At 60.8% G+C, this 20,643-nt stretch carries 17 protein-coding genes and 1 pseudogene; 13 read left to right on the top strand and 5 right to left on the bottom strand.

The genetic code is table 11. The annotated features are described in order from the left end of the window. Positions 1 to 65 precede the first annotated feature (65 nt). From FQ320_RS05485 to FQ320_RS05465, 5 genes are all read left to right on the top strand, one after another. Positions 66 to 983, top strand: coding sequence for a LysR family transcriptional regulator (locus FQ320_RS05485; RefSeq protein WP_148470586.1), 918 nt, complete (start codon positions 66 to 68; stop codon positions 981 to 983). Between the two features lie 475 nt (positions 984 to 1,458). Further along, complete coding sequence (locus FQ320_RS05480) at positions 1,459 to 1,896, top strand: universal stress protein (RefSeq protein WP_148470585.1); 438 nt, start codon at positions 1,459 to 1,461, stop codon at positions 1,894 to 1,896. 72 nt (positions 1,897 to 1,968) lie between these two features. Next, positions 1,969 to 3,471 carry a sodium:alanine symporter family protein gene (locus tag FQ320_RS05475; protein WP_222861574.1) on the top strand — a complete coding sequence of 501 codons (1,503 nt, stop codon included), beginning with the start codon at positions 1,969 to 1,971 and terminating at the stop codon, positions 3,469 to 3,471. Between the two features lie 197 nt (positions 3,472 to 3,668). Beyond that, the gene (gene purL / locus FQ320_RS05470; RefSeq protein WP_148470583.1) at positions 3,669 to 5,861 is read left to right on the top strand and encodes a phosphoribosylformylglycinamidine synthase subunit PurL; all 2,193 of its coding nucleotides are present in this window, start codon (positions 3,669 to 3,671) and stop codon (positions 5,859 to 5,861) included. A gap of 170 nt (positions 5,862 to 6,031) precedes the next feature. Further along, a complete protein-coding gene (locus FQ320_RS05465; RefSeq protein WP_148470582.1) occupies positions 6,032 to 6,865 on the top strand; it encodes a bifunctional allantoicase/(S)-ureidoglycine aminohydrolase in 834 nt (277 codons plus the stop codon). Here the strand turns inward: FQ320_RS05465 and bhcR are convergent. Beyond that, complete coding sequence (gene bhcR, locus FQ320_RS05460; RefSeq protein ID WP_148470581.1) at positions 6,848 to 7,708, bottom strand: HTH-type transcriptional regulator BhcR; 861 nt, start codon at positions 7,706 to 7,708, stop codon at positions 6,848 to 6,850. The two genes, FQ320_RS05465 and bhcR, sit on opposite strands and share 18 nt — an antisense overlap. Positions 7,709 to 7,879: 171 nt before the next feature. Here bhcR and bhcA point away from each other — a divergent pair, with 171 nt between their 5' ends. The 7 genes from bhcA (at position 7,880) to FQ320_RS05425 (ending at position 17,036) form a co-directional block, all read left to right on the top strand. Continuing rightward, entirely contained in the window at positions 7,880 to 9,070 is a 1,191-nt protein-coding gene (gene bhcA, locus FQ320_RS05455) for an L-aspartate--glyoxylate aminotransferase BhcA (protein ID WP_148470580.1), read from the top strand. Continuing rightward, the gene (gene bhcB / locus FQ320_RS05450; protein ID WP_148470579.1) at positions 9,067 to 10,053 is read left to right on the top strand and encodes a beta-hydroxyaspartate dehydratase BhcB; all 987 of its coding nucleotides are present in this window, start codon (positions 9,067 to 9,069) and stop codon (positions 10,051 to 10,053) included. The genes bhcA and bhcB overlap by 4 nt, the downstream gene beginning before the upstream one ends. An 11-nt stretch (positions 10,054 to 10,064) precedes the next feature. Beyond that, positions 10,065 to 11,225, top strand: coding sequence for a 3-hydroxy-D-aspartate aldolase BhcC (gene bhcC / locus FQ320_RS05445; RefSeq protein ID WP_148470578.1), 1,161 nt, complete (start codon positions 10,065 to 10,067; stop codon positions 11,223 to 11,225). A gap of 98 nt (positions 11,226 to 11,323) precedes the next feature. After that, positions 11,324 to 12,289: an iminosuccinate reductase BhcD gene (gene bhcD, locus FQ320_RS05440; protein ID WP_148470577.1), complete on the top strand. Its 966-nt coding sequence runs from the start codon at positions 11,324 to 11,326 to the stop codon at positions 12,287 to 12,289. A 287-nt stretch (positions 12,290 to 12,576) separates the two neighbouring features. Next, complete coding sequence (locus tag FQ320_RS05435) at positions 12,577 to 14,856, top strand: NADP-dependent malic enzyme (RefSeq protein ID WP_148470576.1); 2,280 nt, start codon at positions 12,577 to 12,579, stop codon at positions 14,854 to 14,856. A gap of 63 nt (positions 14,857 to 14,919) precedes the next feature. Beyond that, on the top strand, positions 14,920 to 16,428 hold the full coding sequence (locus FQ320_RS05430) for a nucleobase:cation symporter-2 family protein (protein WP_148470575.1): 1,509 nt from the start codon (positions 14,920 to 14,922) through the stop codon (positions 16,426 to 16,428). Between the two features lie 95 nt (positions 16,429 to 16,523). Then, a complete protein-coding gene (locus tag FQ320_RS05425; protein ID WP_148470574.1) occupies positions 16,524 to 17,036 on the top strand; it encodes an AmiS/UreI family transporter in 513 nt (170 codons plus the stop codon). Between the two features lie 4 nt (positions 17,037 to 17,040). On the opposite strand, the gene FQ320_RS05420 is transcribed toward FQ320_RS05425, so the two are convergent. The 4 genes and pseudogenes from FQ320_RS05420 to puuE form a co-directional block, all read right to left on the bottom strand. Beyond that, positions 17,041 to 17,790 (bottom strand): sulfite exporter TauE/SafE family protein, encoded by a 750-nt coding sequence (locus FQ320_RS05420; RefSeq protein WP_148470573.1) that lies wholly within the window; start codon positions 17,788 to 17,790, stop codon positions 17,041 to 17,043. Positions 17,791 to 17,865: 75 nt separating this feature from the next. Beyond that, positions 17,866 to 18,187, bottom strand: a pseudogene (locus tag FQ320_RS05415) (purine permease); the annotation flags it as partial. Between the two features lie 51 nt (positions 18,188 to 18,238). Continuing rightward, on the bottom strand, positions 18,239 to 18,721 hold the full coding sequence (locus tag FQ320_RS05410) for an ureidoglycolate lyase (protein ID WP_148470705.1): 483 nt from the start codon (positions 18,719 to 18,721) through the stop codon (positions 18,239 to 18,241). An 11-nt stretch (positions 18,722 to 18,732) separates the two neighbouring features. After that, on the bottom strand, positions 18,733 to 20,142 hold the full coding sequence (puuE, locus tag FQ320_RS05405) for an allantoinase PuuE (protein WP_148470572.1): 1,410 nt from the start codon (positions 20,140 to 20,142) through the stop codon (positions 18,733 to 18,735). Positions 20,143 to 20,283: 141 nt separating this feature from the next. Between puuE and uraH the strand changes: the two genes are divergently transcribed. Beyond that, a complete protein-coding gene (gene uraH / locus FQ320_RS05400; RefSeq protein WP_148470571.1) occupies positions 20,284 to 20,637 on the top strand; it encodes a hydroxyisourate hydrolase in 354 nt (117 codons plus the stop codon). Positions 20,638 to 20,643: the final 6 nt, after the last annotated feature.

The following is a 20,643-nucleotide window of genomic DNA, read 5'->3' as shown; positions in this document are numbered from 1 at the left end:
GCATGCTACTGAGCCGCTAACAGGTGGCAAAGCGTTCGCGCTAACTCCGATCGGAATGGTGCTCTATGGACTGGGATAAGCTCAGAATATTTCACGCTGTCGCAGATGCGGGCAGCCTGACTCACGCTGGCGAGGTGTTGCACCTGTCGCAATCGGCGGTGTCGCGCCAGATTCGCGCGCTGGAAGAAGTGTTAAACACAACCTTGTTTCACCGGCATGCCCGGGGGCTGATTCTGACGGAACAGGGCGAATTGCTGCACGATGCGACCAAATCTATGGCGCGGCGGGTGGATACGGCGACGGCGCGGATCAAAGACAGCGAAGAAGAGGTGTTCGGAGAACTGCGCGTGACCACAACAACCGGTTTCGGCTCGCTGTGGCTGGCGCCGCGATTGCCGGCACTGTTCGAAAAATACCCCGATCTGAAAATCGATCTGATTCTCGATGAAAGGGTGTTGAACCTGCCGATGCGCGAAGCCGACCTTGCGATCCGGATGAAAGAACCCAGTCAGGCCGATCTGATCCGCAAGCGGTTGTTCGCGGTGCGCATGCGCCTGTTCGCCTCGCCGGACTATCTGGCAAAGAATGGCACGCCCAAGCGGCTTTCCGATATTGGTCAGCACCGCCTGATCTGTCAGAATACCACCTCGGCACAGGTCAGCGCGGGCGCGTATATGGTGCAGGAACTGATGGCCTATGACAGTCCTTCATTGCTGACCATCAACAACTATTTCGGCGTGCTTCAGGCCGTTCTGAACAATCTGGGGATCGGCGTCCTGCCCGATTATATAATCGAGGATTTTCCGACGATGGTGCGGGTTCTGCCGGAATTCGAGTCTGCCGAAGTGCCCGTTTTCCTCGCCTATCCCGAAGAACTGCGTCAATCCAAGCGGATCCACGCCTTCCGCGATTTTCTGATCGAAGAGCTGTCAACCTATCGCCAGCGTCAGCGCGAAGAAGATGCCGCACTCGCGCAAGCTTAGATAGACATGCGCAGAGTGCATATCAGCAATGCGCACGAACTTTCGGATACGCCTTGAAACCTATCCGGGTCAGGACTAACTCCCCAATCAGAAGGCAGCGGGGCATTTTTCCCAGCCTTCTACCTCCCTGTTGGACTTGGCCGAGCTTCGTGCTCGGCCTTTTTTTTGCGCTGCGGCGAACGACGGTCGCATCCCACGCACCCTGACAAATCGACATTTCGACCGATTCGCGGATGTAATGGAATCGTGCAGCATGGTGCACCGTTCCGCGCTGGCCCGTCTTTTCGACTGAAACGCCACCGCCGGCGATGCAGACGCTTTTCGCAATCGCCGACTCTCGGCCTGATCGCCCGTTTTCGATAAATTTCTTGACCGAAAACGCTTATTCGCGCGTAATTCTCGCCAAGGGATCGACGCCACGCCGTCCCGCCTGGCGCCAGTTCCCCTGAAAAAAGAACAACAGCGAGGGTCAATAATGCCAACGACACTGCTTATCGGGCTCGACGGCACGGCAACGGGTGAACGCGCCGTCAAACATGCCAAACAGCTTGCGACACTTATCGGCGACTGCGAATTGCTCGTCGTGTATGTCATTGAATGGTCACCGTTCAGCTTCCAGACCGCCGAGGAAAATGAACAGCGTCACAAACGCCGCAAAGAAGAAATCGCGGCCGCCCTCAGCCGCATTGTCGATCCGGCCGTCAAGGAACTGACCGACGCCGGATTTTCGGCACGCGGTCTGGTGCGCCACGGCGATGTTGCCGAAAGCCTGATTCGCACCGCCACCGACGAAGGCGCCGCGCAAATCATCGTCGCGCGCATGTCTGAGGGTGGATTCGTGCAGCGTTTCATGGGCAGCGCCACTGCAAGTCTGGTGATGAGCGCACCCGTTCCCGTGACAGTCGTGGCTTGAGGAAACATCATGAATCGCAAAACACTCGCCCTTGTGGCGCCCGCCCTCTGGGCCGCGTCTGTCACTGTATCGATGGCGCAAACCGCCGCGCCCCCCGAGGCGATGAGCATTGATCAACAGGTAAACAACGTCTTTGCCACGGTAACCGGACCCTTCGTCAACCTGATCTTCGCCCCGCTGCCCGGCACGTCCTTTCCGTGGATCGTCCTTTGGCTGGTCGTCGCGGCCTCAATCTTTACTGTGTATTTTGGGTTGATCCAGCTGCGCGGCTTCTGGCATTCCATCGAACTTGTGCGGGGCGATTACTCTGATCCGAACGACGCGGGCGAGGTCAGCCATTTTCAGGCGCTGACCACCGCACTGTCCGGGACTGTCGGGCTGGGCAATATCGCCGGCGTGGCGGTGGCCGTGGGCATCGGCGGGCCGGGGGCGACCTTTTGGATGATCCTTGCCGGTCTTCTTGGCATGGCGACAAAGTTCACCGAATGTACGTTGGGCGTGAAATACCGCAACGAATACCCGGACGGCACCGTGTCGGGTGGCCCGATGTACTATATGAAAAAGGGGTTTGCGGAACGGGGCAAACCGGGTGGCAGATTTCTTGCTGTGGTGTTTTCGATCTTCTGCATTCTTGGCTCTCTGGGGGGCGGAAACATGTTTCAGGCCAATCAGGCCCATGCGCAGATCGAGGGTATCGTGGGTGATTTCCCGGGCTGGATCACCGGAATCATCTTTGCCGGTGTGGTGTTTGCCGTGATCGTCGGCGGGATCAAATCCATCGCACGGGTCACCGAAAAGGTCGTGCCGTTCATGGGCATCCTGTATGTCGGCGCGGCGCTCATTATCCTGCTGGTGAATTACGATCAGATCGGCGCGGCCTTTGGCGCGATCTTTGCTGGGGCCTTCACCGGGCTTGGCGTTGCGGGCGGGTTCGTCGGTGCGCTTATTCAGGGGTTCAAGCGGGCCGCATTTTCGAATGAGGCCGGTGTCGGCTCGGCGGCCATCGCGCACAGTGCGGTCCGCACAAAAGAGCCGGTGACCGAAGGCTATGTGTCGCTGCTCGAACCGTTCATCGACACCGTGGTGATCTGCACGATGACTGCGCTGGTGATCACGATTTCCGGCACGCTGATCACGGACCCGGAGACCGGACTTTTCGTCCTGAACGAAGCTGGAACCTCTATCGCGACGGTGGGCGACGTCAGCGGCGTTGCCCTGACCTCGGCGGCCTTTGCCACCGGGTTTTCGTGGTTCCCCTATGTTCTGGCCGTTGCGGTGATTCTCTTCGCCTTCTCGACGATGATTTCGTGGTCATACTATGGGCTTAAGGCCTGGACCTATCTGTTTGGCGAAGGCAAGACGACAGAACTGCTGTTCAAGGTGATCTTCTGCATCTTTGTGGTGATCGGCGCGGCGGCCAGTCTTGGTCCGGTGATCGATTTCTCGGATGCGGCGATCTTTGCCATGGCCGTGGTCAATATCAGTGCGCTCTATGTTCTGATGCCGATCGTAAGGCGCGAACTGGCGTCGTATAATGAGCGGCTGAAGTCCGGCGCGATCAAACGGTTCCACTGACCGCACCGGCCTGACGAAATATCCATATTCACGGATGGGGCGCCCTGTATGGGCGCCCTTTTCTCGACTGCATACCCTGCAGGATCAATCTCGGTCACAGCACAACAATCTGCGCCCTTCTGGTTGAACAGGGCCAACCCGGCCTTCCCCCTGCCCGCCGCAGCGACTAGAAGATCAGCAAGCTGCGAGGGACGACCATGCAAGAACCAGCCATTTCCGACGATCTGATCGCTGCGCACGGGCTCAAGCCTGACGAATATGCGCGCGTTCTCGACATTATCGGGCGCACTCCGACGTTCACCGAACTGGGCATTTTTTCCGCCATGTGGAATGAGCACTGTTCCTATAAATCGTCAAAGAAGTGGTTGCGCACCCTGCCCACCACCGGGCCACAGGTGATCTGCGGGCCGGGCGAAAATGCCGGAGTCGTCGATATCGGCGACGGGCCGGACGGGCGCAAGCTGGCGCTGGTGTTCAAGATGGAAAGCCACAACCACCCCAGTTACATCGAGCCCTACCAGGGCGCGGCGACGGGTGTGGGCGGCATTCTGCGCGATGTCTTTACCATGGGCGCGCGTCCCGTGGCAGCAATGAACGCACTGTCGTTCGGACGCCCCGAGCACCCCAAGACCGCACAGCTTGTCACCGGTGTGGTTGCCGGTGTGGGCGGATACGGCAATTGTTTCGGTGTGCCGACGGTTGGTGGCGAAGTGCGGTTTCACGCCGCCTATGACGGCAACTGTCTGGTAAACGCCTTTGCCGCCGGAATCGCCGAGGCGGATGCGATCTTTTATTCTGCCGCATCCGGCGTCGGAATGCCGGTCGTCTACCTTGGGGCCAAGACCGGGCGCGACGGGGTCGGCGGTGCAACCATGGCATCGGCGGAATTCGACGACACCATCGAGGAAAAGCGCCCGACCGTGCAAGTGGGTGATCCATTCACCGAAAAGCGGCTGATGGAGGCGACGCTGGAGCTGATGGCGACCGGCGCCGTGATCTCGATTCAGGATATGGGCGCGGCGGGTCTGACCTGTTCGGCGGTTGAAATGGGCGACAAGGGCAACCTTGGCGTGCGGCTTGACCTTGAAAAAGTGCCGGTGCGCGAAACCGGCATGACCGCCTATGAAATGATGCTGAGCGAGTCGCAGGAACGCATGTTGATGGTCCTGCGTCCCGAGAAAGAGGCCGAGGCGAAGGCGGTATTCGACAAATGGGATCTCGATTTTGCCATTGTCGGCGAAACCATCGCGGAAGACCGGTTTCTGGTGATGCTGAACGGCGAGGTCAAAGCCGATCTGCCGCTGAAGGCCCTGTCGGGCAATGCACCCGAATATGACCGCCCATGGGTGCCGACCCCCGCCGCCGAACCGTTTACCGAAACGCTCGACATCGACCCGATGGAGGGGCTGCGCGCGTTGATCATTTCGCCCAACTATGCGGCGAAACAATGGGTATACGAGCAGTACGACACGCAGGTGATGGGCGACACATTACGCACGCCGGGGCTGGGTGCCGGGGTGATCCGGGTGCACGGCACCGACCGGATGATCGCTTTCACCTCGGATGTCACACCGCGCTATGTGATGGCCAACCCGGTCGAGGGCGGCAAACAGGCCGTGGCCGAGGCATACCGCAACCTGATCGCCGTGGGTGCAACCCCGCTGGCGGCCACCGACAACCTGAACTTCGGCAACCCCGAAAAGCCCGAGATCATGGGTCAGCTGGTCGGCGCGATCGAAGGCATCGGCGCGGCCTGCACGGCCCTTGGCATGCCGATCGTTTCGGGCAACGTGTCGCTGTATAATGAAACCGACGGGACCGGCATCCTCCCCACCCCCACCATCGGCGCGGTCGGTCTGATCGGATCGCCGGAAGATCTGATCGCCGGGCACCCGCTTGAGGGCGATTATGCCGTTGTGATCGGCGACACCACCGGCCACCTTGGCCAATCCGCCCTGCTGGCCGAAATGTTCGCCCGGGCCGAAGGCGACGCACCGCCCGTGGATTTCGACGCCGAACGGCGCAACGCCGCTTTCCTGCATGACAACCGCCAATGGCTGAACGCCGCAACCGATCTTGGTGATGGCGGGCTGGCTCTGGCGGCTTTCGAATTGGCCGAAGCGGCGGGCATCGGTCTCACGCTTGACAGCACCGACACGGGTTCGCTGTTCGGCGAGGATCAGGCGCGCTATCTGGTGGCCTGCGGCTTTGACGCCGCCGAGGCGCTGATGGCACATGCCTCCGCAGCGGGGGTTACCGTCGTGACCGTGGGCCGTTTCGGCGGCGACGAAGTCCGCCTTGGCGCGGTCGCAGCCCCCCTTGCCACGCTTTCGGCCCTGTATCGTTCAGGGTTCGCTGCCGCCGTCTTTCCGGATCAGACGCTTTACTGAAAACGCGCTCCCTATCCAAGGAAGGGAGCGCGGCTGGCCGGGTTGCCGCAGGCCTGTGCTGTGCCCTGCTGTTTCTTCAAAAATAACCGAAAGAACTTGTTAAATTATATCCCTGTCACCGGTTGCGAACATCGCGATGATGGCGCCAGACCCATGTATCGGAGAGCACCATGACCGCGCCCAAGTATTTCGCCCCCACCGGCGGCCATCCTCCGCAAACCGATCTTCTGACCGGACGTGCGGTGTTCACCGATGCCTATGCCGTGATTCCACATGGCACGATGCGCGATATCACCACCAGCGCCCTGCCCCACTGGGACGCCACGCGCCTGTGGATCATTGCCCGCCCGATGACCGGTTTCGCCGAGACGTTCTCGCAATACATCATGGAGGTCCAACCCGGCGGCGGCAGCGATCGCCCGGAAGCCGATGATGGCGCGCAGGGCGTGTTGTTCGTCGTCGAGGGCGGGTTCACCCTGACCATCGGCGGCACAGCCCACGCGCTGACTGAGGGCGGATATGCCTATATCCCTGCAGGCGCCGACTGGTCATTGCGCAACAACACCGATGCGGTGACCCGGTTCCACTGGGTTCGCAAGGCCTATGAAGCCGCACCGGGGATTGAAAAGCCCGAGCCGCTGATCCTGAATGAACAGGACATCGCGCCATATGTCATGCCCGACACCAACGGCGCATGGGCAACGACGCGCTTTGTCGATCCGGGCGATCTGCGCCACGACATGCATGTTACCATCGTCACCCTGCAACCGGGCGGCGTGATCCCGTTTCTGGAAACCCATGTGATGGAACACGGGCTGTACGTGCTGCAAGGCAAGGCGGTCTATGCCCTGAACAAGGACTGGGTCGAGGTTGAGGCCGGCGATTTCATGTGGCTGCGCGCCTTCTGCCCGCAGGCCTGTTATGCTGGCGGCCCGGGGCCGTTCCGCTATCTGCTGTACAAGGATGTGAACCGCCACGCCGCCCTGTCACTGACCCGTCGCTGAGGGGTGGCCGCCAAGGCCGCGGGTCACACTTTCGGCTGCGGCGACCACAAGTGACGCAAGTTCGGGGATGCGGGCGGTGGTGACCCGCCCCGTCGGCCCCGACAACGACAGACCCGCCACCACCTCGTCATGGGCATTGCGCACCGGGGCAGCGATACATCGCATACCCTCGTTACGCTCTTCGTCGTCCAGCGAATATCCGCGCGCCCGGATCACTTCCATATCCCGGATCAGGGCATCGCCTTCGGTCAGGGTATTTTCAGTGTAGCGTGGCAGCCCGGCAGCAATCAGAAGCGCAAGGCTGGCGTCATCCATATCCGCCATAAGCACCTTGCCGATGCCTGATGCATGCAGCGCAGACCGTGTGCCGGGCGGAAAGAACGCACGGATCGGCGCGCGGGTTTCCACCTGACTGACAAACAGCACCTGACCTTCGTTCAGAATTCCCAAATTGGCCGTCTCACCGCTGTCGCGCATCAAATGCCGCAAGGCGGGGCGGGATCGGTCAATCAGGCTGGTGCGTCGCAAGAACGCCGACCCGATCAGAAACGCGCCCGGACCGATGTGCCAAGTCTGATCGCTGTCATCAGTCTCGACAATGCTGTGGGCCTGCAAGGTGGTCAGCACCCGGTACAGGGTCGATGGCGACTCGCCCAGATCATCGGCCAGACCGGTCAGGGTCGCCCCCTCAAGGTCCGACAGGCGGGCCAGCAGGGTCATCGCACGGTCCAGCGACTTGATCGTGTTCTGTTCGGTGCTGTCATTGAACCCGCGCGGACGCCCTCGCGCCTTGCGCGGTGTCGCTGCTGGGGAACCGGGCCCGTCATTCTTTGCGAAATCCATAAGGTCCTGCCAATTTATCTGATGATCCGGGTAGACCGAGTTGAAAAATTCAGTACCTTGATAACATGGCATGAATTGGGAAAATTCGGAAACGGAAAACTTTTTCAGAAAACTAGGAGAACATGGCGGTTGGACTTATCGTAGGGGCAACCCAACCTGACGGAGGACGACATGAGCTTTCAGAACCCAGTTTTCATTCCCGGCCCGACCAACATGCCCGAGGCGATCCGCCAAGCCTGCTATATGCCGACGATTGACCACCGGTCGCCCGTGTTTGGCAAGATCCTGCATCCCTGCCTCGATGGCGTGCGCCGTATCCTGAAATCCGAAAGCGCAAAGATTTTCATCTTCCCCTCCACGGGCACCGGCGGCTGGGAAACCGCGCTGACCAACACGCTGTCCCCCGGGGACAAGGTTCTGGCCGCGCGCAACGGCATGTTCAGCCACCGCTGGATCGACATGTGCCAGCGTCATCAACTGGACGTGCAGATTGTCGAAACCCCTTGGGGTGAGGGTCTGCCTGCCGACAAATACGAAGAGGCCCTGAAGGCCGACAAATCCCATTCGATCAAGGTCGTGCTGGCCACCCACAACGAAACCGCGACCGGTGTGAAATCAGACATCGCTGCGGTGCGCCGCGCTCTGGATGCCGCCAAACACCCCGCGATGCTGTTTGTCGATGGCGTCAGCTCGATCGGGTCGATGGATTTCCGGATGGACGATTGGGGCGTCGATATTGCCGTCACCGGATCGCAAAAAGGCTTTATGCTGCCCGCCGGTCTGGCAATCGTCGGATTTTCCGACAAGGCGATGAAGGCGATTGATACCGCGACCCTGCCGCGCACCTTTTTCGACATCCGCGACATGGCCAAAGGCTATGCCAACAATGCCTATCCCTATACGCCGCCGGTTGGCCTGTTGAACGGTCTGAAACTGTCGATTGAATTGATCGAGGCCGAAGGTCTGGACAACGTTCTGGCCCGTCACACCCGTATCGCCACCGGGGTGCGACGCGCTGTCGACGCCTGGGGCCTGAAGCTCTGCGCGGCATCCCCCGAGCTGTATTCCGACAGCGTTTCAGCGATCTGCACGCCCAAAGGGTTCGACGCCACCGATATCGTCACCGTCGCGGCGCGCGATTACGGTATGGCATTTGGCGTCGGTCTGGGCGAAGTCGCAGGCAAGGTTTTCCGGATCGGCCATCTCGGTTCGCTGACCGACGCAATGATGCTTTCGGGTCTGGGTGTTGCTGAAATGGTGATGGTCGACCTGGGGCTTGATATCAAACTGGGTTCGGGCGTTGCCGCGGCGCAAAATTTCTATCGCCGCGACAATGCCCAGAAAAAGGCTGCTGCAGAATGAAAGACGTTAACGGAATGATCATCCCCACATGGGACGACGTGATCGAGGCGCACGATCGCGTTTGCCCGCATATTCATCGCACACCGGTTCTGACTTCGTCCTATCTGAACGCCCTGACCGGTGCGCAACTGTTCTTCAAGTGCGAGAATTTCCAGAAGGCCGGCGCGTTCAAGGTGCGCGGCGCATCCAATGCGGTGTTCGGTCTTTCGGATGAAATGGCGAAAAACGGTGTTGCGACCCATTCCAGCGGTAATCACGCGCTGTCACTCGCCTATGCGGCCGGTCGGCGCGGCATTCCGTGCCACGTTGTGATGCCGCGCACGGCGCCTCAGGCCAAAAAAGATGCGGTCAAAGGATACGGCGGCATCGTGACGGAATGCGAACCCTCGACCACCAGCCGCGAGGAATATTTCGCCCGTGTCCAGGAAGAAACCGGGGCTGATTTTGTGCATCCCTATAACGACCCTCGGGTGATTGCGGGTCAGGCAACCTGTTCGCGCGAACTGCTGGAACAGATGGAGCAGGATCACGGCGGCGGTCTTGACGCTGTGATCGCGCCGATCGGTGGCGGCGGGATGATCTCGGGGACTTGCCTGACCCTGTCCACCATTGCGCCCGACGTCCGGATCTATGCCGCCGAACCGGATCAGGCTGACGATGCGGCCCGGTCTTTCAGGGCCGGTCACATCATCGCCGACGATGCCCCGGAAACCGTCGCAGACGGGCTCAAGGTGCCGCTGAAAGAACTGACCTGGCATTTCGTCAAGACCCACGTCACCGACATCCTGACGGCAAGCGATCAAGAGATTATCGATGCGATGCGCCTGACTTGGCAACGTATGAAAATTGTGATGGAATCCAGCAGCGCCGTCCCGCTGGCCGTAATCCTCAGAAACCCCGAAGTCTTTGCCGGCAAGCGCGTCGGCGTCGTCATCACTGGCGGAAACGTCGATCTGGGCAAATTGCCCTGGATGCAGCATTAGGAGCTAAGACCTTGAAAGATATCAACTATGATGACCTCGAAGTAGGCTATGACGTTCCCGCCGTTCCCGGCATGGACGAAGCCGACATTCAGACGCCCTGCCTGATTTTGGATCTGGATGCACTGGAGCGCAACATCAAGAAGATGGGCCACTATGCCAAGGCCCATGGCATGCGCCACCGGTCGCATGGCAAGATGCACAAATCGGTCGACGTGCAAAAGCTGCAGGAAGAACTGGGCGGTGCAGTCGGCGTTTGCTGTCAGAAGGTGAGCGAAGCCGAAGTTTTTGTGCGTGGCGGGATCAAGGACGTTCTGGTGTCCAATCAGGTCCGCGATCCGGCCAAGATCGACCGTCTGGCCCGCCTGCCCAAGCGCGGCTCGAAGATTACCGTCTGTATCGATGACGTGACGAATGTGGCCGATCTTTCGGCGGCGGCGGTCAAGCATGGCACGACGATCCATTGCTTTATCGAGATCGATTGCGGCGCTGGACGTTGCGGCGTGACGACAACCGCCGCAGTCTTGGAAATCGCCAAGGCAATCGATGCCGCCGAGGGACTGAAGTTCACCGGTATTCAGGCCTATCAGGGCGCAATGCAGCATATCGACAGTTTTGATGAGCGTAAGATCAAGCTGGATGCCGCCATCGCACAGGTCAAGGATGCCGTGGACGCACTGACCGAAATCGGGCTGAAGCCTGAATTCGTGTCGGGCGGCGGCACCGGATCGTACTATTTCGAAAGCAATTCAGGCGTTTATAACGAATTGCAGTGCGGTTCCTATGCCTTCATGGATGCCGACTATGGCCGCATCCATGATAAGGACGGCAACCGGATCGACGCAGGCGAATGGGAAAATGCGCTGTTCATCCTGACCAGTGTGATGAGCCACGCCAAACCGCATCTGGCCGTCGTCGATGCCGGCCTCAAGGCGCAATCGGTGGACAGTGGTCTGCCGTTCATCTTTGGCCGCGACGATGTGAAATACATCAAGTGTTCTGATGAGCATGGCGTCGTCGCCGACCCCGATGGCGTGCTGAAGATCAACGAAAAGCTGCGGCTGGTGCCGGGTCACTGCGATCCGACCTGCAACGTGCATGACTGGTATGTCGGCGTACGCGGCGGCAAGGTGGAAACCCTGTGGCCGGTCTCGGCCCGCGGCAAGGCATATTGAGCCGAAGCTTCACCACAAAAACAGGCACCCCCGGAGCTCGGGAGGAGGCCCCGGCAACGGGGCCCGGGGGTGCCGACGCCAACCATGAAGGATTCCCCATGTACATCGTTCCCGAAGCCGCCATTGCCGATCTTATCACCCCCGAAGCCAGCTTTGACGCGGTTGAAAAGGTCTTCGCCTCGATGGCTGCGAAATCCGCATACAACTTTCCGGTGATCCGCGAAGCGATCGGCCATGCCGATGCGCTGTACGGATTCAAGTCAGGGTTCGACCGGGCGGCGCTGGATCTCGGGTTGAAATCCGGCGGCTATTGGCCGGGCAATGCGGCAAAGGGGCTGACCAACCACCAGTCCACCGTGTTCCTGTTTGATGCCGACACTGGCAAATGCCGCGCCGTCGTCGGGGGCAACCTGTTGACCGCTCTGCGCACTGCCGCCGCCGCAGCGGTTTCGGTCGCGCATCTGGCGCGCAGGGACGCAAAGGTGCTTGGCATCATCGGCGCGGGCCATCAGGCGGCGTTCCAGTTGCGCGCCGTCGCTGCACAACGGAATTTCGAAAAGGTCGTGGCCTGGAACCGCTCGCCCGAGAAACTCGATGGGCTGCGCAAAGTCGCCGAAGGTCTGGGCCTCGCGTTCGAATCCGTCACGGTCGAACAACTGGGGGCGCAGGCCGATGTGATCGTCACCATCACCTCCAGCATCGATCCGATCCTGACCCACGATCAGGTGAAACCGGGCACCCATATCGCCTGTATGGGCACGGATACCAAAGGCAAGATGGAGGTCGATACCGCCCTGATCGGCCACGCGACCCTGTTCACCGACGAAATCGCCCAGTCGATCACCATCGGCGAATGCCAGCACGCCATGCTGGACCTGTCGATCCGTCGCGAAGACATCACCGAACTGGGCGCCGTGATCAACGGCAGCCACGCGGGCCGCACGTCAGATGACGAAATCACCCTGTTCGATGGCACGGGTGTCGGGCTTCAGGATCTGGCAGTTGCGTCAGCGGTTGTCGATCTGGCCGTGGAAAAAGGCATTGCAATCGAAGTCGATTTTTAATGCAGAACCGGCAAAGCCATCGCACCGTCGCGCTTGGGCGCATCGGTCGGGCCTTGCCGGACGTCACGACCTCATCGACCGATCGCGCGCGCAGGCTCTTTGACAAAATCAACGGAACGGGGGCGACTTCCCGTGGCACGCCCTCGCCTTCTCGGGCCCCACAGTGCTGCGCAGTCCCGAACCCAAGCAGCAGCCGGTGGTTTTGCTGAAGACGCCGGTTTTGATGAACTGCCAGACGCTTTGGCATAACGTAAGAATATAAAAAAAGCCGCAACAGGAGAATTGAGATGTCACCAGAAGACACCAAAAAGGCCACTGAACGCCAGGCCGCACTGGATTATCACGAATTCCCCCGGCCCGGAAAGCTCGAGATCCGGGCGACCAAGCCAATGGCGACCGGGCGCGACCTGAGCCGCGCCTATTCCCCCGGCGTGGCCGAAGCCTGTCTGGAAATCGAGAAGAACGCACAGGAAGCCTTCCGCTATACCGCGAAGGGCAATCTGGTCGCGGTGATCACCAATGGCACCGCGGTTCTGGGTCTGGGCGACATCGGCGCGCAGGCGTCCAAACCGGTGATGGAGGGCAAGGCGGTCCTGTTCAAGAAATTCGCCGGGATCGATTGTTTCGATATCGAAGTGAACGAGACCGACCCCGAAAAGCTGGCCGATCTGGTCTGCCGTCTGGAGCCGACATTCGGCGCGATAAATCTCGAAGACATCAAGGCCCCCGACTGTTTCATCGTCGAACGGATCTGCCGTGAACGGATGGGCATCCCGGTCTTTCACGACGACCAGCACGGCACTGCCATCGTTGCCGCCGCCGCCGCCACCAACGCGCTGCTGGTGGCGAACAAGCGGTTCGAGGATATCAAGGTCGTCGCATTGGGCGCCGGGGCCGCCGGTATTGCCTGCCTGAAGATGATGATGGTGATGGGGGTCCAGAAGGAAAACATCACCATGCTGGATTCCAAGGGAGTGGTGCACACCTCGCGCAACAACCTGACCGCAGAGAAGGCAGAATTCGCGCGCAATACCGAGATGCGCAGCGTGATGGATGCGATGGAGGGCGCCGACCTGTTTCTTGGCGTCTCTGGCCCCGGCCTGCTGACGCAGGAGATGGTCAAAAAGATGGCCGCCCATCCGATCATCTTTGCGCTGGCCAATCCAACACCCGAAATCATGCCCGAGCTGGTACGCGAGGTTTCCCCCGAGGCGCTGATTGCCACAGGGCGCAGCGATTATCCGAACCAGGTGAACAACGTGTTGTGCTTCCCGTTCATCTTTCGCGGCGCGCTGGATTCCGGCGCGACCGAGATCAACGACGCGATGAAAGTCGCCTGTGTCGAAGCGATTGCCGGGCTTGCCCGCGCGCCGGCCAGCGCCGAACTGGGTGCGGCATATCAGGGCGAACGGCTCGCGTTTGGCCCGGAATACCTGATCCCGAAACCCTTTGACCCCCGGCTTTTGCCGACCATCGCTGTGGCTGTGGCCAAAGCGGCCATCGAAAGCGGCGTGGCGACACGCGAGATTGATCTGGAGGCCTACGGCAAAAGCCTGCAAACTCAGGTCTATCGCTCGGCCCTGATCATGCGGCCGGTTTTCATGGCCGCGCGCAAGGAACAGCGCCGCATCGTGTTTGCCGAGGGCGAAGAACCCCGTGTGCTGCGTACCGTTCAGTCAATGACCGAAGAGCTGAGCGAAACCGCCATCCTTGTCGGCCGCCCCGAGGTGATCGAACAACGGATCGAGCGTGAGGGGCTTTCGGTGCGGGCCGGTGAGCATTTCGAACTGGTGAACCCTGAAAGCGACGCAAGATACCGGGATTACTGGGGCAGCTATCACGCCATCATGCAGCGCAAGGGTGTCACCCCCGATCTGGCCAAGGCGATCCTGCGCACCAACTCCACCGCCATCGCCGCGACGATGGTCCACCGGGGCGAGGCGGACAGCATGATCTGCGGCACTGTGGGTCAGTACCTGTGGCACCTGAATTACATCCAGCAGATCCTGGCGAACGACGATTTGCACCCGGCCGGGGCACTGTCGCTGATGATCCTGGACAAGGGGCCGCTGTTCATCGCCGACACCCATGTCAACACCGAACCCGATGCGCGGCAACTGGCTGAAACGATGATCGCCGCCGCGCGCCATGTGAAACGCTTTGGGATCAAACCCAAGGTGGCCCTGTGTTCGGGCAGCCAGTTCGGCAACCTCGACAGCCGTTCAGGCCGGGTGGCACGCGATGCGCTGGCCTTGCTCGATGCCACCGATACCGGGTTTGAATATGAGGGCGAGATGCACACCGACGCCGCACTTGACCCGGATCTGCGCGAACGTCTTTTCCCGGGCAGCCGCCTGACCGGAAAGGCCAACGTGCTGGTCTATACCAACACCGACGCGGCAGGCGCGACGCGCAACATCCTGAAATCGGTGGCAGACGGGCTTGAGGTTGGGCCGATCCTGATGGGTATGGGCAACCGCGCGCATATCGTCACCCCCGGCGTGACAGTGCGCGGCCTTCTGAACATGGCCGCGCTCGCCGGAATGCCGGTGTCCAGCTATGGCTGAGGCACCGGGCCAGACAGACTTTAACAGCAAGATAGTTTTTCACACTGGGGAGGAGACCCAATCATGTCAGTGACATCTGACGAGAATATGCCGCACCACGATCCGGTCAACGAAAGAATCCCCGGGCCAAAACTGTTTACGCTTGGCCTGCAACACGTTCTTGTCATGTATGCTGGCGCCATCGCGGTGCCGCTTATTGTCGGGCGTGTGCTGGGCCTGTCGCCGCCCGATGTCGCCTTCCTGATTTCCGCCGACCTCTTCGTCTGCGGCGTCGTGACGATCATCCAATCGCTGGGGGCCTCTAAATATTTCGGTGTCAAACTTCCGGTCATGATGGGCGTGACCTTTGCGTCGGTCGGCCCGATGGTTGCCATCGGCGCCGCCAACCCCGGCACGGAAGGGGCGCGGATGATTTTCGGTGCAATTATCGGTGCCGGTATCATCGCCATGCTGATCGCCCCGCTGGTCAGCCGGATGTTGCGGTTTTTTCCACCGGTTGTGACCGGCACGATCATTCTGGTCATCGGCGTGACCCTGATGCGCATCGGTATCAACTGGATCTTCGGCTTGCCTGTCGGCCCGACCGCACCAAAGATCGTCAATCCGGAACATCTGGCCTGGCTCAAAGAGGTACGCGGGATGCTTGACGCGGGCGCTATCCCCGCGATTCCGGAGGGATTGAATATCGCGCCATCAGTGGAAAACCCCAACTATGCCACAGTGCAAAGCATGGGGATCGCGTTTCTTGTGCTGTTCACGATCATCGGCGTGATGAAGTTCGCCCGCGGTTTCTGGTCCAACATCGCGGTGCTGCTGGGCATCATTGTCGGCGCAGTTGCCGCCGGGGCCATGGGCCTGATGCAATTCGAACATGTCGGCACCGCCAAGTGGTTCGCCATCATCACCCCGTTCCACTTTGGTCTGCCGATCTTTGATCCGGTCATGATCATTACCATGACGCTGGTGATGATTGTCGTGATGATCGAATCCACGGGCATGTTCCTGGCCTTGTCTGACATGTGCGGCAAGAAACTGGAGCGCACCAGCCTGTCCGCCGGTCTGCGCACCGATGGTCTGGGCACGCTGATCGGTGGGTTGTTCAACACCTTCCCCTATACCTCGTTCAGCCAGAACGTCGGTCTTGTGGGGGTAACGGGCATCCGGTCACGCTATGTCTGCGTCATGGGTGGCGCGATCATGATCGTGCTCGGCCTGATCCCCAAGATGGGTGCCATTGTCGAGGCCTTGCCGGTCGCGGTTCTGGGCGGTGCGGGTCTGGTGATGTTCGGAATGGTCGCGGCCACGGGTGTTCGCATCCTCGGCGCTGTCGATTTCAAGGTGAACAAGTTCAATGGGTTGATCGTCGCCATTTCGCTGGGCGCCGGGATGATCCCGCTGATCGCACCTGACTTCAAGATGCACCTGCCCCATGCCTGGCACCCGCTGATCGAAAGCGGCATCCTGCTTGCCTCGATCTGGGCCGTCGCGCTGAACGCCATTTTCAACGGCACCAGCGCCAATGCCGAGGAAGAGGCCCGCGCCTCCGCTCTGGCCTCTGATGGCGCCCACTGATAGCGGCACCTGACCAACAGGCGGCCCGGTGCGATCTGCGCCGGGCCGTGTGCGTTTTAGACCACCCTTGCAAATTCCCCTGATCGGAGTGTTCGATGTTGACGGGTCTCGTGCTGCTTTATGTCGGTGCCGTCTTATGCCTGAATTCATTGTGGATGGCCGACCAGATCGATTCCCGTGAAATCGTACCGATCAATCTGGCCAGCGGAACCATTGCGGCGGTGGTCGCGGGATATATGGCCCTTGGCCCCGGTGCCGATGACACTTCCATCGCAGCCGCGGCGATGACGCTGCTGTTCGCGATCACCTATCTTTGGGTGGCGTGGAACCGGCTGACCGGAGGCGACGGGCGCGGGCTGGGTTGGTTCAGCCTGTTCGTGGCGATCACCGTCCTGCCCGTGGCCTGGCGCGAGGTGGCGGATGCAGACAGCGCCTTCGCCCTGTGGCTTGGCCTGAGCTGGCTGACGTGGTCGGGGCTTTGGGTGTTGTATTTCGTGGCGCTGGCGCTGCGCGCTCCGATCAGCCGTGCCGTCGCTCTGGCGACCGGTCTGGCGGGCGTGTTCACCGGCTGGTTGCCGGGGGTGCTGATCCTGAACGGCTTTGGTTGACCGCTCAGGCGATCAGCCGCCACAGGAACACCGCGCCCGTACCAAACCCGGCCAGCGCAATCCCTGCGCGCACCGCGGCGCGCGGCAACAGGCGCGACAACGGTGCCCCGGCATAGCCCCCGACCGTCGCCGCGACCATCATCGCCAGCGCCTGTGGCCAGGCCACCAGCCCGGCCAGGGCAAAGACCGCCACCGAAACTGCCGACACCGCAAAGGACATCGCGTTCTTCAGGCCGTTCATCTGGTGAATGTCGGCCATCCCCCACATGGTAAACAGCGCCAGCAGGACGATCCCCAGCCCGCCGTTGAAATACCCGCCATAGAGCGAAACAAGAAACAGCCCCACCGCGCCGAACGGCGTAACGCTCCGCGCCGAACGCCCCAGCCACGCGCGCAGCCAGTCGCCCCAGACAAAGACCGCCGTTGCTCCGATCAACAGGAAGGGCACGATCGCCGCAAATGCCGCATCCGATGACACAAGCAACAGCAGCCCCCCCGCCATTCCACCCAGCAGCGCGGTAGCAGTCATGAGCATCAGGCGGCGGCGATCCAGTTGCGCGATTTCGGCGCGGAATCCGACGACGCCGCCCAGATATCCGGGAAACACCGCCACCGCACTGGTCGCATTGGCAAGGATCGGTGGCATTCCGGTCAGAACCAGCGCCGGAAACGTCAGAAACGTGCCACCACCGGCGATGGTATTGACGATTCCAGCCGCAAAGGCGGCCCCCATGAGAAGGATGAGATCATACATTCCCGGCAATCCTGAAAAAGGAAACGGCCCCCGCCCGTAAGCGGCAGAGGCCACAGCGTCAATCAAAAGTCGCGATCAGGCGCGTGCGGTTACCAGCACCGCATCCTCGGGCGGATGACGATAGGTGCCGTAACCGGACAGGCCGCGCGCGACGTCCTCATCCGCCAGCTCTTCGGGAAGGACAAGATTCAGGGGCAGAAGACCCGCCACCATCAGCACCCGCACCCCGTCGGGAAGATACTGCACCGCGTTGGGTTCAAGCGGCAGACCCAGACCGACCGAAAAAGATCACCATGGTGCGACAATTCCATGCCCCATTCGACCGCATCGAGAGACCTGCGGCCACGACCATGGCGAACATGACGATCACGCCGCCGCCGAGAACCTCGATCGGGATGATCTCTGCCGACCTGTTGTCAGGGGCGCCAGTTCCTATTTGGCGGCGGCTTCAGGTTGGTTCAGTCACGATCCACGGTGGCTCGATCCTGCGTTCTTCCAGGTTGGCACCATCGCCGATCCGATCGATCACGGCGAAAAGTCCGGGGGCGTGCAGCGGTGTCAGAACTCCGTGCCATGTTCCCCGGTGCAGATTGACCCCCTGCCCCGGTGCCACCAGAAAGGCGAGCGGCGTGGCGTCGGGATCGGTCGCGACGATGACAAGCCAGGGGTTCTGGTGCATCGGCAAAAAGGCCTGAGAGCCGTCTGGGTGGCGCTCAAGCAGGTCAAGTCTATGGGGCAGCGACCGGGGCGTGGCATCAAAGATGCTGATCCCGGCGCGGCCTTGGGCAAAGTCAAGCCGGGCGCGATCGTGAAACCGGCCACACAGCCCGGCGTTGATCAGTTTGTCAGGATCACCCGACACTTCCAGAACCTCGCCAAAAGGGGCGAATGCCGCAGCACTCAGCGGTTGCGCGGTGATGGTGCGGGTCATTTCGGCGTTCTTCATGGCAGAACCGCCTTCAGCCGGTGCAGTGCGATCCGTTCAACCTGACGACGAGCCTCGGCGAATTCGGTGTCACGGTCCTGATCCAGCCGCCGCTTGAAGGCCGCAAGGATGCTGGCCTTGTCATGGTCGCGCACGGCGATGATGAAGGGAAAACCGTTTCGGGCAACGTAGGCTTCATTCAGTTCGGTAAAGCTTGCACGCTCCGCGTCGGTCAGCATGTCCAGCCCGGCACCGGCCTGTTCGGCGGTCGATTCCGAAGTCAGCTGCTTGGCCGCAGCCAACTTGCCTGCCAGATCGGGGTGCGCGGTCAGCACGCCAAGCCGCTGTTTGTCATCGGCCCGGCGAAACACCCGCGACAGGGCATTGTGCAGCCCGACAGCGGTGTCATGCGCCGCGCCAAGTTCGCCGTCATGGGCACCTTCGGCAATCCAGGGCGAATGCTCAAAGATCGACCCATAGAGTTCGACAAAGCGGGCCTTGTCCATTTCGCTCGGCCGTTCGTGACGCTGGTGCGGATGCACTTTTGCCCAATGATCGGCGATCTGTTCGCGCGTGGCGAACCAGACGCCGTCGTGAGATTTCACATGTTCGATGAACCGGCGCAGCGCCTCGGCGCGGCCCGGACGACCGACCAGACGGCAGTGCAGACCGACAGACAGCATCTTTGGCGCGCCTTCGCAGCCTTCGCGGTACAGCGTGTCGAAGGAATCGCGCAGATAGCTGAAAAACTGATCGCCCGAGTTGAACCCCTGTGGCGTCGCGAACCGCATGTCGTTGCAATCCAGCGTATAGGGCACGATCAACTGATCCCTTTCGCCGAACTCGCTCCAATACGGCAGATCGTCGGCATAAGCATCAGCGACATAGGCAAACTGCCCGGTTTCTGCGGCAAGGCGGATGGTGTTTTCCGATGACCGCCCGCAATACCATCCACGCGGCGGCGCGCCGACGACTTCGGTGTGCAGGGCGATTGCCTCAGCGATTGCGGTGCGCTCCTGATCCTCGGGCATGTCCTTATGCTCGACCCATTTCAGCCCGTGCGACGCCATTTCCCAATCCGCCGCGATCATCGCCGCCACCTGTTCGGGCGAACGGGCAAGCGCGGTGGCCACGCCATAGACGGTGATCGGCAGATCCTTGAGCATCCGGTGCAAACGCCAGAACCCGGCCCGCGAGCCGTATTCATAGATCGATTCCATGTTCGCGTGGCGTTGTCCCGGCCATTGCGCGGCCCCGACGATTTCAGACAGGAACGCCTCAGAGGCGGCATCCCCGTGAAGAATGCAGTTTTCACCGCCCTCTTCATAGTTCAGCACAAGCTGTACGGCGATCTTGGCACCATTCGGCCATTTCGGGTCAGGTGTTTCGGCCCCATGGCCTTGCATGTCGCGGGGATAACGGTTCATTTGGTTCTCCTGTGTCTGCCGATGATAGACCAATTAGTCGGGCGGGATTGTCAATAAAATCCGAAAAGACCCATGCGCGAAGATCGGTTCCGCCCCGCGCGCGCCCGGTGCACACAGGCAATATTCTTGAAAGGACAGCCCATGCCCGGATATCTGACAACCCACGTTCTGGACACCGCACGCGGTTGCCCGGCACAAGATATGAAGATTGAGCTTTTTTCGATAAAGGGCGAGGTTCGCACGCTCTTGCGCACACTGACCACCAATGACGACGGGCGCACCGACAGCCAGATCCTGCCAGAGGGCGAATTTGCCACCGGCACCTATGAACTGGTGTTTCATGCGGGCGCCTATCTGGATGCTTGTGGCGTCACACCGGAAAACCCGCGGTTTCTGGATGTGATCCCGCTGCGGTTCGGTATGTCGGAACAAAGCCACTACCATGTGCCGCTGCTGCTTTCGCCCTTCGGCTACTCGACCTATCGCGGCAGCTGATCCCCG

This window comes from Oceaniovalibus sp. ACAM 378 (genome assembly GCF_008085915.1).
Taxonomy (GTDB): domain Bacteria; phylum Pseudomonadota; class Alphaproteobacteria; order Rhodobacterales; family Rhodobacteraceae; genus Oceaniglobus.
This window is presented reverse-complemented; position numbering and strand designations above follow the sequence as displayed.